We start from the raw sequence: 16,694 nt of genomic DNA, 5'->3' as shown, positions 1-16,694 counted from the left end.
AAGATGAAAACAACTAAGCGCATTTTTTTTGGATCATTGTTTATTGCACTAATTTTTTTAGTCGGTTGTTATAATTTTAGCTCGGATCAGGCTTCGGAAAAATTGCAAGTTGTAGCGACTACGACTATGCTAACTGATTTATTGAAAGAAATAGGTGGCGAACATGTCGATGTAAACGGACTGATGTCTTCAGGGGTAGATCCTCATTTATATAAAGCAAGCGCAAGAGATGTTATTTTTATGCAATCTGCAGATGTAGTAGCCTATAGTGGACTAGAACTTGAAGGGAAAATGGGTGAAATATTCCAAGGACTTGAAAAACAGAAAAAAATTGTTATAGCATTAGAAAATGGTTTGAATGAAAATGATGTTATTTCTACTGGAGAAAACAGTAAATCGATTGATCCACATATTTGGTTTGATGTAGAGCTATGGAAAAAAGCAGCTATAGAAGTATCTAAGGGATTGATCGCTGCTGATCCTGAAAATAAATTGAGTTATCAGTCAAATGTAGAAAGTTATTTGCTTGAATTAGAAGAATTAAATCAATATGTAACCAATCGTGTAAATGAAATACCAGAAGAAGATCGGATATTAGTAACAGCTCATGATGCTTTTAGTTACTTTGGTAAAGGGTATGGTTTTAACGTCATTGGACTTCAAGGATTAAATACAAAAGCTGAAGCTGGTACAGGCGATATTAGCCAATTAGCAGATTTTATTGTAGAGAATGGTATAAAAGCTATTTTTATTGAGTCTTCTGTTCCAACAAGGACCATAGAATCCTTACAGGCGGCTACTAAAGCAAAAGGTTTTGATGTTGAAATTGGTGGAGAGCTTTATTCTGATTCTTTAGGAGATCAAGAAAATGACACCGAAACTTATATAAAAACAGTGAGATCTAATGTAGATACTATTGTAGATGCATTGAAATAAAACAAAGAGACTGGAGTGCATAATGTATGGAGATCGAGCGAATAGAAAAAACAACTGCAATACGTTTAAATCAATTAACGGTAGCGTATGAAGCACAGCCGGTTTTGTGGAATATTTCAGTTGATATTCCTAAAGGTACATTGACCGCAATCGTTGGACCGAATGGGGCGGGTAAATCGACATTGATCAAATCTTTGATCAATTTGATCAAACCCGTTGCTGGTAAAGTAGATTTTACTTTTGAGCAGACAACAGATGAAAAGTATGGGAAAAATAAAAATTTAGTTGCGTATGTACCTCAAAATGGAAGTGTAGATTGGGATTTCCCAACAACTGTTTTAGATGTGGTTGTAATGGGAAGATATGGTCACTTAGGATGGTTTAAAAGGCCCAAGAAGAAAGATAAAGCCTTAGCAAATGAGATGCTTGTAAAAGTAGGTATGGCGGATTTCAAACATAAACAAATCAGTCAATTATCGGGTGGACAAAGACAGCGGGTATTTTTAGCTCGTGCACTGGTTCAAGAAGCAGAAATTTACTTGATGGACGAACCTTTTCAAGGTGTGGATGCCCAAACCGAAAAAATTATTATTCAATTATTAAAGGAATTGAAAATAGAGGGAAAGACAATAGTCGTTGTCCACCATGATTTACAAACTGTTCCAGAATACTTTGATGAAGTTATTTTAATTAATCGTGAATTGATTGGAAGTGGACCAGTTGAAACAACTTTTACTAAAAAATTGATTGCTAAAACTTACCGCCAAAATCAAACAAAACCATGGGAGGAAGAGTAAATGGATGTACTAAAGACTCTTTTCTTTGATTATACTTTTCAAGTAGTCGTGTTTGGTTCGAGTATTTTAGGTCTATTAAGCGGTGTTATTGGAAGTTTTACTGTTTTACGCAAACAGAGTTTACTTGGCGATGCAGTGAGTCATGCAGCTTTGCCAGGAATCTGTTTGGCATTTATCCTTACCTCAAACAAACAAATGGAAATTCTTTTACTCGGGGCGCTTATTTCAGGCTTACTTGCTACTTGGTTGATCATGGTGATTGTCAAACACTCTAAAGTTAAATTTGACAGTGCACTAGCGCTGACCACGGCAATTTTCTTTGGGCTTGGTTTAGTCTTGCTGACCTTTATCCAAAAAAGTCCAAACTCTAATCAAGCTGGTTTAGAAAGTTTTATTTTTGGGCAATCGTCGACTCTTTTAGAGCGTGATGTGAGAATTATGTTCTTAGCAGGAGTTGTACTGTTGATCCTAGTAGGTGCATTTTGGAAAGAATTCAAACTAATGGCTTTCGATCAAACATTTGCTACAAGTATTGGACTACCGGTCTATTGGTTGAATAGTCTTTTAGCCACACTAACGGTGATCGTTATCGTAATGGGGTTACAATCAGTAGGAGTTATCTTAATGAGTTCTCTTTTGATTGGACCAGCTGTAGCCGCTAGACAATGGACTAATCATTTATCAATCATGGTCGGATTGGCAGCATTATTTGGTTCTCTTTCCGGGATCATCGGAACGATGATCAGTTCATTAGGCCAACAAATTCCAACGGGCCCAACAATTGTATTAGTGATCAGCTTGATTGTGCTAGTCAGTATTTTGTTCTCCCCAAATAGAGGGATCATTTGGAAAGTAGTTAAAAATAAACGACGTGAAAAAGAATTTGCGATGCAATTAAAGAAAGGCGGATAAGTATGAACCCTGTTTTTGAAATACAGCTCATTGCAGTTTTAGTTGCTGTAGCTTGTGCATTACCAGGTGTCTTTCTGGTGATACGCGGGATGGCCATGATGGCAGATGCCATCACTCATACGATTTTGTTGGGGATCGTCGTAGCTTTCTTTATTACCCAAGATTTAAATTCGCCGTTCCTGATTTTAGGTGCTGCATTTGTAGGGATTCTTACTGTGTGGTTAACTGAATTGATCCATCAAACAAAATTACTGGATAAAGATGCTTCTATTGGGATTATTTTTCCTTTATTGTTTAGTATAGCTATCATTTTGATTACTCGGTATGCGGGTGATGTGCATTTAGATACAGATTCAGTGTTATTGGGAGAATTAGCATTTGCTCCTTTTGACCGATTGATTCTATTTGGGATCGATATTGGTCCGCAGGCTGTGTATTCAATGTCTATCATACTTGTTATACTACTTTTGTTCATTGGATTCTTTTACAAAGAACTCAAACTGACTTCATTTGATTCTTTATTGGCAGCATCGTTAGGTTTTTCGCCTATTTTACTACATTATGCATTAATGTCTTTAGTATCCGTCACAGCAGTAGGAGCATTTGAGGCAGTTGGATCAATATTGGTAGTAGCCTTCATGGTAGGACCGCCAGTCTCAGCGTACCTTTTAACAAATCGACTAAGTTACATGTTGGGAATCAGTGCTGCTTTAGGAGCTTTTAATAGTTTGATTGGTTTTCAATTATCGATGTACTTTGACGTCTCCATAGCTGGTATGATTGCAGTCACTACTGGTTTAACATTTGCAGTGATTTTTGTTTTTTCTCCAAAAAATGGACTTATTAATGAAATGCATCGTAAAAAAAGGCAGCAAAAAATATTGAAAAAAGCGTTGGAAAATAATTTAAACTAAAAAAATTCAAGGAGCTGAGGAAATTACTTCAGCTCCTTCTTTATATTCAAATCGTTAGTTTAATATGTGTTCTAATAAAAGATTCAAGACGTGCGCTATTTATACCTTATTGATTAGAAATCTTGATTCAGAATGTGTGTTCCCTTATAATGGATTGGAGGAGGTGAAAGGGATGGACATTGGTGTAGTAAGATTTGATGAACCAAAAAGAGACACAACGAGGAAAATCATACACATTGACATGGACGCTTTTTTTGCCTCAGTAGAAGAACGAGAGAATCCTGATCTAAAAGGAAAACCTGTGATCATTGCGCGACATCCAAAAGAAACAGGTGGAAAAGGAGTTGTCGCGACAGCAAATTATGAGGCTCGTAAATTTGGTGTTCATTCTGCAATGAGTGCTCAAAAAGCCTTTGAATTATGTCCGCATGGGAATTTTATTTCTGGTCATTATGAATTGTATCGAGAAGTATCAGCAGAAGTCCGTGCAATATTCGAGAGATATACGGATATAATTGAACCTCTCTCTCTAGATGAGGCTTACCTAGATGTTACGGAGAATAAAAAAAAAATAGCAAGTGCAACGCGTATCGCTAAACTCATTCAAAGAGATATCTGGCAAGAAATACAATTAACTAGTTCAGCTGGAGTATCATATAATAAATTCATCGCTAAGCTGGCTTCTGATTACCATAAACCTGCTGGAATAACGGTTATCCCTCCTGATAAGGCCTTAGCTTTTTTACGAGAGCTGCCCATTGAAAAATTTTATGGAGTAGGGAAAAAGACGGTTGAGAAAATGCATGAAGCAGCTATTTATACAGGAGAAGACTTGTATCAAAAAAATGAAATGGAACTGATTCAAGGGTTCAAAAGAATGGGATATTCTCTTTACCGTAAAGTTAGAGGAATAGATAATTCCCCGGTCCAAGTAAGTCGTGAGAGAAAATCGGTTGGCAGAGAGCTGACTTATGGGAAAAATCTAACAACAGTACAAGAAATTTTAAGTGAATTAAGATTTATTGCAAATAAAGTCCAACTATCGCTCCAAAAAAATCAAAAGCACGGTAAAACGGTTGTATTAAAAGTGCGGTATTCTAATTTTGAAACGGTGACGAAGCGTCTAACATTACCCAATTATGTTAAAGATGGCGAAGAAATCTTTTTTCATGCTCAGAATCTTTGGGATGAAATTGGAATAATGGACAGAGGTATACGATTATTAGGCATTACAGTAACCAATTTGGATCCATTGTCCTACGAAAATATCGTCTTACCATTATGGGATAAAGAGATTAGTTATTGACTGTTGTTATATAACAACACCAATTGCAATCTCTTTTTCTCAACTGTATAATAAAATTATCTGCTGTTAACTTGTAGTTAATGATGAAAGGGGAACAAAAATATGAAGATTTCTTGGCACGGACAGTCTTGTGTACAAATACAGACAAATTCAGGAGTTACTATTTTGATTGATCCTTTTATTACTGGAAATCCTAAAAGTGATTTAGATCCTAATACTGTTAAAGCAGATGTGATATTTTTGACACACGCACATAATGATCACATAGGGGACACAGAACCTATTGCAAAAAGAACAGGAGCATTAATTGTTGCGAACGTAGAAATCGCGACTTTTTTTAAACGAAGAGGTTTTAAAACGCATGGTATGCAGATGGGTGGAAAACATCAATTTGATTTTGGTGAAGTCAAAATGACACAAGCTATCCATGGTTCTACTTATGAGATAGAAGGAGAAGCCCTTACCTTGGGACTTGCTGCTGGAATCGTCTTTAGTGTAGATGGACAAACGATTTACCACGCAGGGGATACAGCTTTGTTTACTGATATGAAGTTAATTGGAGCTTATAAGATGATAGACGTAGCCTTTTTGCCGATCGGCGATAATTTTACTATGGGACCAGAAGATGCAACTAGTGCTGCAAGCTACGTTCAAGCAAAAAAAGTTGTTCCCATTCATTATGATACATTCCCGTTAATTAAACAGAATGCTGAAGAATTTTGTATCAGTTTACCGGAAAATCAGGGGCTATTATTAAAAGTAGGAGAGGTATTCGATGTATCTTATGTGTAGTATGGAGGTAAGAGAATGGCTACAAAACATGACCAAATCATAGCATATATTGAAACGTTACCGGTTGGAGAAAAAATTTCAGTTCGATCGATCGCAAAAAATTTAAGTGTGAGTGAAGGAACGGCTTATCGAGCTATTAAAGAGGCCGAAACAAACGGGTTAGTTTCAACAATCCAAAGAGTTGGGACCATTCGTATTGAACGTAAAATAAAAGAAACGTTTGAAACGTTGACTTATGGAGAAGTCGTGAAGATCATAGATGGCGATATCTTGGGCGGTAAAGAAGGATTAGATAAAGATCTAAGTAAGTTTATTATTGGGGCCATGACCGAGGAAGCAATGGTTCGTTATATCACACCAGGTTCTTTGATGATCGTAGGGAATCGCGAAAACGCACAAAAACTAGCTCTTGAATACGGTGCTGCAGTCTTGATCACTGGTGGTTTTAAGACAAACGAAGAAATTATTTTATTAGCAGATAAATTAAAAATGCCTGTATTAAGTACAACGTATGATTCTTTTACTGTAGCGACATTGATCAACAGAGCAATCACAGATCAACTGATCAAAAAAGAAATTATGCTTGTGGATGATATTTATACAAAAGCTGATCAAACACTTTATTTAACGGCTAATCAATTAGTTTTAGATTACCGTAAGCTAAATGATCAGAGCCAGCATACACGCTTTCCAGTAGTAAATAAAAAGAATCGTTTGATAGGGATGGTTACGGCTAGAGATATTATTGGTAAGCAAGACCATGTCAGTATTGAACGTGTAATGACAAAAAATCCTACATTTGCAAAAACGCATATGAGTGTGGCAAGTGTTGGACACTTGATGATTTGGGATGGTTTAGAAGTTATTCCTATCGTTGAAGACGATTTAACACTTATGGGGATTGTTTCAAGGCAGGATGTCATGAAATCTATGCAATCCTCTCAACATCAACCACAGATGGGGGATACGTTGTCTGATCAAATCAATGAAAATATAGAGGTTTCAGCACTTTCTTCAAAATCTGATTGTTCTGACATTCCTTATTATAAATTTAAAGTAACCCCACAGATGACCGATGATGTTGGAACACTTTCATTTGGATTATTGAGTGAAGTTATCACTACTGTGACAAAGAATACGTTAGTGGTTTTTCAAAAAAAGAACGCTATACTTGAACAAATGAATCTATATTATTTGAAATTAGTTCAACTTGGAAGTGAAATAGAAATCAGGCCTCGTGTCTTTGAAATAGGCAGAAGGACTGCAAAATTGGATATTGAAGTTTACACAGATACTGTTTTAGTAGCGAAAGCAACAGTAGCCTGCCAGTTGATGCAAAAAACCTAAAGGAGAGAGAGAATGGTTATAAAATTATACAATCAAATACTTGAGGCAATTAAAGAATCGGAAACGATTATTATTCATAGACATAAAAATCCTGATCCAGACGCTCTTGGATCTCAAGGTGGATTATCAGAAATTATAAAAGCTAGTTTTCCAACTAAAAACGTTTTAAAAGCAGGTGGTCCAGTAGGTGATTTAGGCTACTTAGCTGAAATGGATGATATTCCAAACGAGTCCTATCAAGAAGCTTTAGTGATCGTGATGGACACAGCTAATACACCCCGTATTAGTGATGAGCGTTATAGTAAAGGAAAGATATTAGTTAAAATAGACCACCATCCAAATGATGATGCTTATGGGGATATTGTATTAGTGAATACGAATGCTAGTAGTTCAAGTGAAATAATTGCAGATTTTTGTTTTTATCATAAAGAAGAATTAAAAATGACAACTAGAGCTGCTAAATTATTGTATGCAGGTATAGTAGGAGATACTGGCCGATTTTTATACCCAGCTACTACACCTAAAACCATGCGGATCGTTGCTGATTTAATGGAATTTTCTTTTAAGCCTGATGAAATCAATCGTAAGATGACCGAGATGTCGCAAAAAGTAGCACAGTTATCAGGGTATGTTTTACAAAATATAGATATCCATCCCTCTGGTGTAGGAATAGTTGTTCTTACTAAAGCTATTATGGAACAATTTGGGGTAACAGATTCTGAAACTTCTGCAATTGTTTCTTTACCTAGTGCATTAGGAGAAATTGTTTTGTGGGGCATATTTGTCGAACAGCCTGATGGTCATTATCGTTGCCGATTGCGATCTAAAGGGCCTATTATAAATGAGGTAGCTAAAGAACATGATGGCGGCGGGCATCCGCTAGCGAGTGGAGCCAATGCAAAAGATTTACATGAAGTGAATCAAATTATCCAACAATTGATCCAAGTAGCTGAACAACGCTAAAGAAGGCTAAAAGATAGTAATGAGAAAGATTGTTAGCTATAAAATAGACAAAAGAGCACAGCNNGCTGTGCTCTTTTGTCTATTTGAAAATAAATCAATCTATTTCATTCGTAGCAACTTGTGGCGTTTTCTTTATAATATCAATGACTTCAAGTGTTCCATTTCCAGCTGTGATAACGATAAATCCGTGATTATTATAGGTTAGTTCTTCACCGATAGAAATATCGTATTTTTGGTTCATCATCCAACCACCGATGGTATCGGCATCTTCTTCTTCAATAGAAAGACCAAAAATGTCATTTACATCATCGATCAACATTCTTGCACTCACGCGGTAATGATGGTCGCCAATTTTTTTGATTTCTGGTTCACCAACAACTTCATAATCATCGCTAATATCTCCGACGATTTCTTCTACAATATCTTCCATTGAAATAATACCGCTAGTTCCACCATATTCATCTACAAGAACGGCTATTTGATTGCGTTCTTTTTGCATTTTCACTAAAAGTTCCTTGATAGGGATCGTTTCAATAACTGAAATAATGGGTCTAATGTATTCTGCAAAGCTAAATGTCTCAGATAGCTTCGCTTCTACGGCATCTACATAGACGGCAAAAATTTCTTTTGTATTTATGATGCCTAAGACAATATCCTTATCGCCATCTTTGATTACTGGATAACGTGTAAAGCGTTCTTTACTAACCAATTGCGCTATTTCTCTTAGGGTCATTGACGTTGATACGGTCACCATTTCCGTACGAGGTACCATGATTTCGCGACTCATTCGATCGTCAAATGCAAATACATTTTCTACAAATTGGTATTCATCACGATTGATCTCACCACTTTTTAGGCTTTCACCCATGATGATGCGCAGTTCTTCTTCAGAGACACCTTCTTCAGGTTCACTGATATTTTTCATACCGATTCGGCGTGAAACACCATTTGCAGTACGGTTCAATATATAAACTAGAGGATACATGATGCGATACCACATCTGTAGTGGTTTAGCAATGAATAGCCCGATTTGTTCTGTTTTATTGATTGCGATATTTTTAGGTACCAATTCCCCAATAATAACTTGAAGAGTAGTTAAAATGGTAAAAGATAAAATAATTGAAGCAACCGTTGAGACAGAAGAGGGGATAGCAAAAGATGAAAACATAAGTTTAAATAAGCGACCAAAGGTAGGATCTCCTAACCAACCAATAGCTAATGAAGTTATCGTCACACCTAATTGGGTAGCTGAGAGATAAGTATCTAATTTTTGAGTCATTTCTTTTAATAAAATCGCTTTTTTATTGCCATTCTCAATCAAGTAATCCAGCCTTGACGGGCGGATACGAACCAGTACAAATTCTGACATCACGAATAGTGACGCAAGAAATAAAATAATAAAGAATACAATAATTCCGGTTATAATTGACAAATTGTTGTCTACGTTGAATAAGGTAACGTAGACTTCACCTCCTTATAATATAGTTTCTAAATGATATGTGCTAATAATTGTTGATTATACAAAGATTATTTCAGTGGCCAAACAGTAATATCCTCAGGATGAGAGGGAATACAAGGCTGAAAAAGACCAAAAGAAATAGCTTTATAGACTAAACTATTCTTTTGATAGATCAATACCCATATTTTATTTTCTGTCCCAAGGTCTCACCTCATCCTTAATGTATAAAACTTGTATTAAACATTAAAATTCCATTTTTTATTTTAATAAAGTCTTTAACTTTACTCTACATCAATATGGTAAAATGATAAAGAAAAAAGTATAAAAACTGATTAAATTGTCTACTTTCAAACTAATTGATCTCGGGCATGTCCTACCTAAGTAGGATGTGTCTTCATTATTTTTTTGCTACACTAGGTAAAATAATGGTCAATTTAAAAAAATATTATTAAGGAATGAATGCGAATGGATGAATCCTCTTTTTTAACTAAGATAAAAAAAATTCTGCTTATATTTTGGAAATGGGCTAAACCCTATTTAATAAAGTTCCATCAAAAACGGCAAAGATTTTGGAAAAGGTACCATGTCAATAAACTAATCATTTTGGCTATGTTGACTATAGCTTTAGTTGCAAGTGCGTATTTATTGTTTTTAGCAAAAACAGCAAATGTTTCTACACTAAAAGCAGGTTTGGAACAAACAACGACGATCTATGATGTTAACGACGAAGAGGCTGGGACACTTTATTCACAAAAAGGAACGTTCGTTTCAATTGAAGAGATATCCGGATCAATCGAACAAGCTGTTATTTCAACTGAAGATAAACGTTTTTATAAACACTCAGGATTCGATCCGATCGGTATTGCAAGAGCAGCTGTTGGATATGTTATTAATGGTGGGAATATTGTTGGGGGCGGGAGCACAATTACCCAACAGTTAGCTAAGAATGCTTATTTAACGCTAGATCAAACTGTTATTCGAAAATTGAAGGAACTATTTTTGGCTATCGAAATCGAAAAAGTTTATACAAAAGATGAAATTTTAGAAATGTACCTTAATAATTCCTACTTTGGAAATGGAGTATGGGGTGTGGAAGATGCTTCTCAAAAATATTTTGGAAAGTCCGCAGTAGATATTACTCTATCAGAGGCGTCAACAATAGCTGGAATGTTAAAAGCACCTACAAATTATAATCCTATCGATAATTACGACGATGCTATTTCTCGAAGAAATACAGTCTTGGATCTAATGGCAACAAATGAAATTGTGACCCAAGAAGAAGTTAATGCATTAAAAGCTAAAGGGTTGATATTAGTAGATACTTATTCGGACAGAGAAGGGTATCAATACCCTTCTTACTTCGATGCGGTAGTAAATGAAGCAATCTACACATACGGTTTGAGTGAAGAAGAAGTTTTAAATAAAGGATATAAAATTTATACTTCATTAAATCAAGATTATCAACAAGCAATGGATACAACCTATGAAAATGATTATCTATTCCAAGACGCATCAGATGCAACACTTCTAGAAAGTGGTTCTGTTGCCTTAGACCCAGAGACGGGCGGCGTTTTTGCAATTTATGGAGGACGGAAAGAGCACACATTTAGAGGTTTCAATTACGCTACTCAAACTGTTAGACAGCCAGGCTCTATTATGAAACCTTTAGCCGTATACACCGAGGCTTTGGAACAAGGTTATACGATTGATTCGATGCTTGTTGATGAGCCGCTTTCATATGGTGAGGATAATTATACTCCTGAAAATGTTGATGATCAGTATGAAGGCGAAGTTCCTATGTATCAAGCATTGGCAGAAAGCAAAAACACCTCTGCGGTATGGCTTCTAGATGAAATTGGACTAGATAATGGATTTGAAAAAGTTGAAGAATTCGGTATACCTCTTGTTGAGGGCCCTGAAGGGGATGGCTACTTAGGGTTGGCATTAGGAGGTTTGAGTAAAGGTGTATCGCCACTCATGATGGCGAGTGCTTACACAACGTTTGCAAACGAAGGATTCATGAGTGAGGGGCACTTTATTACTAAAATCGTTGATGCTACAGGCGCAGTGATTGTTGATAATACTGAGCCTGAAAAGAACAAAGTTACTACGCCAGAAGTGGCAGATCAAATGACTAGTATGCTGATGGGAGTATTTTCAAATGGAACAGCACGAAACAATGATCCATCAGGTTACACAATAGCTGGTAAAACTGGGAGTACCGAAGTATCCTTTAATGACAAAGGCGGTACAACGGATCAATGGACAGTCGGTTACACACCTGATATCGTGATTGCAACTTGGATGGGATTTGATCCGACAGACGAGGAACATTATATGGCGACAGGCAGCTCTACAGGTGTAGGTCCATTGTTTAAACTACAAATGGAAAACATTCTACCATACACAGAATCAACAGCTTTTAATACAGAAAGTGCTGAAAAAATTGTCGCTGCAGAAGAAGAGAATGCAACAGGTTCTAATGATTGGAAGCAAGAAATAAAAGATACAGTTGATTCAATAGGTGGGAAGGTCAAAGAAGGATCAGATATTTTGAAGGATAAGGTTGGAAGTTTATTGGATGGATTTACAAATTGAGTACCACAACAGAAAAATTCTAATAATTCAGGCAAGAATAATGGAAAAAAAATGTATAAAATGATATAGTTAGTTAGGATGAGAACAAAATTCGAATTGGAGAGTGAAGTTTATTATGAGTACAAATATTTATGATACAGCTAATAATTTAGAAAAAGAATTAAGAGATAGTGAAGAATATGTTACATTAGTAGCAGCTTTTGGTGAAGTGAAAAAAGATGAATCAGCCAGCAAAATGTACCATGATTTTCAAGAAGTTCAAATGAAATTACAACAAAAACAAATGGCAGGCGAACAAATTACTGAAGAGGAAATTACTGAAGCTCAAAACTTAGCTCAAACTTCTGGTGATAATGAAGTTATCAAGGCGCTAATGGAGTCTGAACAACGTTTAAGCACATTGATTGAAGACTTAAACCGTATCATTATGAAACCTGTTCAAGATGTATACCAAGGATAAAGATGAATGATCAAAAAGAACTCACTATTATAAAGAGTGGTGAGTTCTTTTTTTCTGGTGTTAACGGAACGTATGTGCCCTTTTAAATGGAATATATGAGAAAGGAGATGAATGACCAAAATGGTTAAATTTATTCATGCAGCTGATTTACATTTAGACAGCCCTTTTATAGGCTTAAAAACTTTACCCGAATTTATTTGGAATGCTATTTATCTATCTACATTTTCAGCTTTAACTAAAATAGTGGATAAAGCGATTCAAAAAAACGTGGATTTTGTCTGTTTAGTTGGCGATATTTATGATAATGATGAACGAAGTGTTAAAGCTCAAGCTTATTTGCGAAATGAAATGGAACGGTTAAATAAAATGAAAATACCAGTTTATCTATTGCATGGCAATCATGATTACATAGAAAATACTGGATTGCATTTAGACATGCCAGAAAATGTTGTTTTATTTAATGAAATGGTGGAAACAAAATGGTTTACTACTAAGGAAGATGAACAAATTGCCATCACTGGTTTTAGTTATGATAAAAGATGGGTTCTTGAAAGGAAAATCAAAGATTACCCTGAAAAACATCCACGAGCAACTTATCATATAGGATTATTACATGGCTTCTCAGAAGGATCAAATTCAGAACATGGAAATTACGCTCCTTTCACATTATCTGAGTTAAGAAGCAAAAAATATGATTATTGGGCTTTGGGTCATATTCATAAAAGACAGCAATTAGGTGAAAACCCTCCGATTATTTATCCTGGAAATACTCAAGGAAGAAGCAGCAAAGAAAGTGGAGAAAAAGGATTTGAATTAGTAAAGTTGACCGAATCTGGTGTGGCAGCTGAATTTTGTTCTACTGCAGCAATTCAATGGAGAACCATTGAACTCTCTGTCAAAGAAATGAAAAATTTAGATGAAGTCTATAAAGCATTGAGAACAACTATTGAAGAACAAAAAAATGAGGATCACAGTCTTTTTCTTTCAATCCATTTAACGGACAATGAACAGTTACTCGAAGGGGTTATAAAGAAAATTAAGCAGGGTGAGTTACTGGAAGCTCTGCAGCAAATCTCGAAAACAGATACTTTTGTTTGGGTCCACAAGATAGAGTTGCAAACAATAGTTGAGAATCAGATACCAGCCATCCAGAAGCTCTTTCCAGATGAATGGAATAAAGTTCAGAGTGAAATTGAAAAAGAGGACTTATTTAACGATTCAACCAATGCTCTTTTTGATTTTCCAGGAATGGAAGACGTTGTACAAACGCGTGAAGAACAGTATCGGAAAAAGATTGTACTGGAAGCTATAGAATTGGTCCGTAATCAACTAGGATTTGAAAGAAGTGATAACCTTGAAGATTGAATCAATTGAGATATATGGCTATGGAAAATGGGTAGATTATAAAATTGACAATATAAATAAGTTGCAATTATTCTATGGGAAAAATGAAGCAGGAAAAACAACCATTATGTCATTTGTTCATAGCATTCTTTTTGGTTTCCCTTCTAAAATAAGTTCTGAGTTAAGATACGAGCCTAAAAGCAGCAGCCAGTATGGTGGAAGGCTCTTTTTAACTGGAACACAATATGGGGATGTCCAAATTGAACGCGTGAGAGGAAAGGCTAATGGAAACGTAACAATAACTTTTGCTAACGGGGAAACGGGTGGAGAAGAATATCTTGAAAAAATCTTATCTGGATTGGATAAAGCAACGTATCAAGCTTTATTTTCTTTTAACCTAGCTGGCCTTCAAAAAGTACAACAATTAAATCGTGAAAAATTAAATCGCTATTTTTTAAGTGTAGGAACAATTGGAAACGAGCAGTTATTAAAGGTTGCAGATAAGTTTCAAACAGAAGCAAGCAAGTTATTTAAACCTAATGGACGAGTGACGGTTATTAATAAAAAAATGGCTGAAGTTGAATCAAAAAGAAAACAAATGAAAATAGCTAAAGAAAAAAACAGTCAGTACATGGATTGGCTTCTTGAAAAAGATGATTTAGAAAAAAGGTTAGTTAGCTTAAGAGAACAACGAACGCACTACGAAGATAAATTGATTAAGTTAAACCAATTAGAAGTTAACTGGATACTTTTTAGTGAAATGCAAGATATTCAGCGTCAAATAAATAAAGAACAGACTGTGGAACTGCCTAAAGATGGATTATATCAGCTGAACCACTATAATCAAGAAATTAATCAACTAAAATTAACCATTAATCAGCAACAAGAAAGACTGAATTATCTTAATAACAAGACTGAAGAAACACGACTGCTGAAAGTCTTGATTGAACATAGGGATGAAATTGCTTCATTGATGCATGAGTTAGATGATATCCAAGCAACGTTACAAGAGGCAGAGTTTATTAAAAAAAACCTTTTAGAGACTCGACATCAATTTTTACGTGAAAAGCAACAATTAGGACTGCAAGAGCAGCAAGATATACCTGCTGTTCTAACTGAAGACTGTCGAAATAAATTAAATCGATTACAAGATAAACAAAATCAAGTTATTTTAAGAGAAAAACAGTTAACTGAGCGCATAGCATTTTTGAATTTTCAGCAAGAATCATTAGGAGATCAACTTGATAAATTAGAAAAACGATTATGGAATAATCAAACTTATCAAGAAGTAAATGATCAATTAGAAAAAAGTAATCTTGACCAACGTGCGGATACTAAAGTAGCAAAGAAAACAGTAAGGCCATTAAGCAAAAAAAATCTTGTTAGATTGATAGTTGGATTGCTTATAAGCGTATTAGGTCAATATCTTTCTAATGAAATTGGTTTGATTCTCGTAGCAGCCGGTTTAGGATCAGTTTTATACAGTATATGGTCAATGGTTAAAAAGAGTGGAATTGTGAATAAAATAGAAGAAATTAGAGAGTCTTCATATTCATTTGAAGAATATATTCAGCAAACGGAGATTCGAAAACAATGGAGAGAAAAGCTTGCAGAAATTGATCAAGTGATTCTTGAATCAAATGAAAAACAGGCTCAAAGTGAAAAAACTGAGAGTGAAAAAGCCAATAATGAAAATGAATTTCGATTATTGAAACAGGAATATGGTTATCCATCACATTATTTAATAAAAGAATTAGTACAAGAAGTTGATGTCTTTGAAGGGATAAGAGAAAAAGCTAGCAGCATACATGAAAAACAAAAACAATTAAGAAAAAAAGAAAAAAGAGTTGCTATTTGGAAAGAGAAAGTCACTTACTTGGAACCTGTAATTTTTGTTGATTGGACTAACCATGAACAGTTGATTGAAGGAATAAAACATTTTTTCAAAGAAGCTACAGCTGATGAAGAAAGAATCAGAACTAGTGCAAAACAGCAAAAAGCAGTACACCAATATATTGAACAATTTATTATGCAACAAAAAGAATTTGAACAAAAACGTATCCGTCTGTTACATTCTGTTAAAGCAAAAACTGAAGAGGAATTTCGTAAGAAATATGTTTTAAATGAAGAACTTACAAAAAAAATAGCTCGATTAAATCTATTAGAACAGCAAGTTGGCGAGTACAGTGAGTTACTCGAAACGTATCGCGACAAGGCTGCTTTACTGGAAAGTATTCAAAGTATGAAAATTAAACTTCAACACTTAAAAGAAACAATTGAAAGTAAATTAAACAAAAAAATTAAAATAGACGTCGCTTTGAAAAATCTAGAAGTTGGTGGAGCGTATTCTGAATTATTGCAAGAATACGCTAATTTAAAAAGCGAAATACAAACGCTAGTCGATGAATGGACTAAATACAAGATAGCGGCTGAACTCGTTGAGCGAACATTAACTAAAGCCAGGAAAGATCGTTTCCCAGCTACTATTCGAGATACCACATATTTTTTCAATATCTTAACACAAGGTAATTATGAGAAGGTCTTCCTAAAAGATCAGGCAATTACGGTTCAACGTAAAGATGGTACTTTATTCGAAGCTTTTGAACTGTCTCAAGCAACGGCTGAACAACTCTATGTCGCTTTACGTTTTTCATTTGTAAAAAATGCTAGCGACTTAATTCAATTGCCATTATTGGTCGATGATGGTTTTGTGAATTTTGATAAACAACGTAAAAAAGAGATGTACCAACTGTTAGAAAAAATTAGTGAAGATGTGCAGGTGTTTTATTTTACATTTGATGAATCTGTTACAGATATTTTTCGAAAAGAACAGGTAGAAATGTTATAATAAAGAAAAGTTTTGAAT

General features: G+C 35.1%; 13 protein-coding genes. 12 read left to right on the top strand and 1 reads right to left on the bottom strand.

Annotated features, from left to right (window positions below):
- The first annotated feature begins 3 nt into the window (after positions 1 to 3).
- The 8 genes from J7E16_RS01335 to J7E16_RS01300 all read left to right on the top strand — a co-directional run bounded on the left by J7E16_RS01335 (position 4) and on the right by J7E16_RS01300 (position 7,967).
- Entirely contained in the window at positions 4 to 936 is a 933-nt protein-coding gene (locus J7E16_RS01335; protein ID WP_214887831.1) for a metal ABC transporter solute-binding protein, Zn/Mn family, read from the top strand.
- Positions 937 to 962: 26 nt separating this feature from the next.
- Positions 963 to 1,733: a metal ABC transporter ATP-binding protein gene (locus tag J7E16_RS01330; protein ID WP_214887827.1), complete on the top strand. Its 771-nt coding sequence runs from the start codon at positions 963 to 965 to the stop codon at positions 1,731 to 1,733.
- On the top strand, positions 1,734 to 2,645 hold the full coding sequence (locus J7E16_RS01325; RefSeq protein WP_214887824.1) for a metal ABC transporter permease: 912 nt from the start codon (positions 1,734 to 1,736) through the stop codon (positions 2,643 to 2,645). It begins immediately after the preceding gene.
- 2 nt (positions 2,646 to 2,647) lie between these two features.
- Entirely contained in the window at positions 2,648 to 3,559 is a 912-nt protein-coding gene (locus J7E16_RS01320) for a metal ABC transporter permease (protein WP_034547978.1), read from the top strand.
- Positions 3,560 to 3,731: 172 nt separating this feature from the next.
- Complete coding sequence (gene dinB / locus J7E16_RS01315) at positions 3,732 to 4,865, top strand: DNA polymerase IV (RefSeq protein ID WP_214887821.1); 1,134 nt, start codon at positions 3,732 to 3,734, stop codon at positions 4,863 to 4,865.
- A 102-nt stretch (positions 4,866 to 4,967) separates the two neighbouring features.
- Positions 4,968 to 5,657 carry a metal-dependent hydrolase gene (locus tag J7E16_RS01310; RefSeq protein ID WP_214887818.1) on the top strand — a complete coding sequence of 230 codons (690 nt, stop codon included), beginning with the start codon at positions 4,968 to 4,970 and terminating at the stop codon, positions 5,655 to 5,657.
- Positions 5,658 to 5,672: 15 nt separating this feature from the next.
- Positions 5,673 to 7,004, top strand: coding sequence for a DRTGG domain-containing protein (locus J7E16_RS01305; RefSeq protein WP_214887815.1), 1,332 nt, complete (start codon positions 5,673 to 5,675; stop codon positions 7,002 to 7,004).
- Positions 7,005 to 7,016: 12 nt separating this feature from the next.
- Entirely contained in the window at positions 7,017 to 7,967 is a 951-nt protein-coding gene (locus J7E16_RS01300) for a DHH family phosphoesterase (protein WP_251006011.1), read from the top strand.
- A gap of 94 nt (positions 7,968 to 8,061) precedes the next feature.
- On the opposite strand, the gene J7E16_RS01295 is transcribed toward J7E16_RS01300, so the two are convergent.
- Entirely contained in the window at positions 8,062 to 9,399 is a 1,338-nt protein-coding gene (locus J7E16_RS01295; RefSeq protein WP_214887812.1) for a hemolysin family protein, read from the bottom strand.
- A gap of 492 nt (positions 9,400 to 9,891) precedes the next feature.
- Between J7E16_RS01295 and J7E16_RS01290 the strand changes: the two genes are divergently transcribed.
- The 4 genes from J7E16_RS01290 (at position 9,892) to J7E16_RS01275 (ending at position 16,676) form a co-directional block, all read left to right on the top strand.
- On the top strand, positions 9,892 to 12,024 hold the full coding sequence (locus J7E16_RS01290; protein WP_214887809.1) for a PBP1A family penicillin-binding protein: 2,133 nt from the start codon (positions 9,892 to 9,894) through the stop codon (positions 12,022 to 12,024).
- A 115-nt stretch (positions 12,025 to 12,139) separates the two neighbouring features.
- Positions 12,140 to 12,484 carry a YlbF/YmcA family competence regulator gene (locus J7E16_RS01285; protein ID WP_214887806.1) on the top strand — a complete coding sequence of 115 codons (345 nt, stop codon included), beginning with the start codon at positions 12,140 to 12,142 and terminating at the stop codon, positions 12,482 to 12,484.
- 120 nt (positions 12,485 to 12,604) lie between these two features.
- Positions 12,605 to 13,849 carry a metallophosphoesterase family protein gene (locus J7E16_RS01280; protein WP_214887802.1) on the top strand — a complete coding sequence of 415 codons (1,245 nt, stop codon included), beginning with the start codon at positions 12,605 to 12,607 and terminating at the stop codon, positions 13,847 to 13,849.
- A complete protein-coding gene (locus tag J7E16_RS01275) occupies positions 13,830 to 16,676 on the top strand; it encodes an ATP-binding protein (RefSeq protein WP_353049846.1) in 2,847 nt (948 codons plus the stop codon). The genes J7E16_RS01280 and J7E16_RS01275 overlap by 20 nt, the downstream gene beginning before the upstream one ends.
- Positions 16,677 to 16,694: the final 18 nt, after the last annotated feature.

The sequence above is a fragment of the Carnobacterium sp. ISL-102 genome (genome assembly GCF_018612935.1).
Taxonomy (GTDB): Bacteria; Bacillota; Bacilli; order Lactobacillales; family Carnobacteriaceae; genus Carnobacterium_B; species Carnobacterium_B alterfunditum.
The sequence above is the reverse complement of the archived record's forward strand: the minus strand, read 5'-3'. Positions and strand labels throughout refer to the sequence as shown.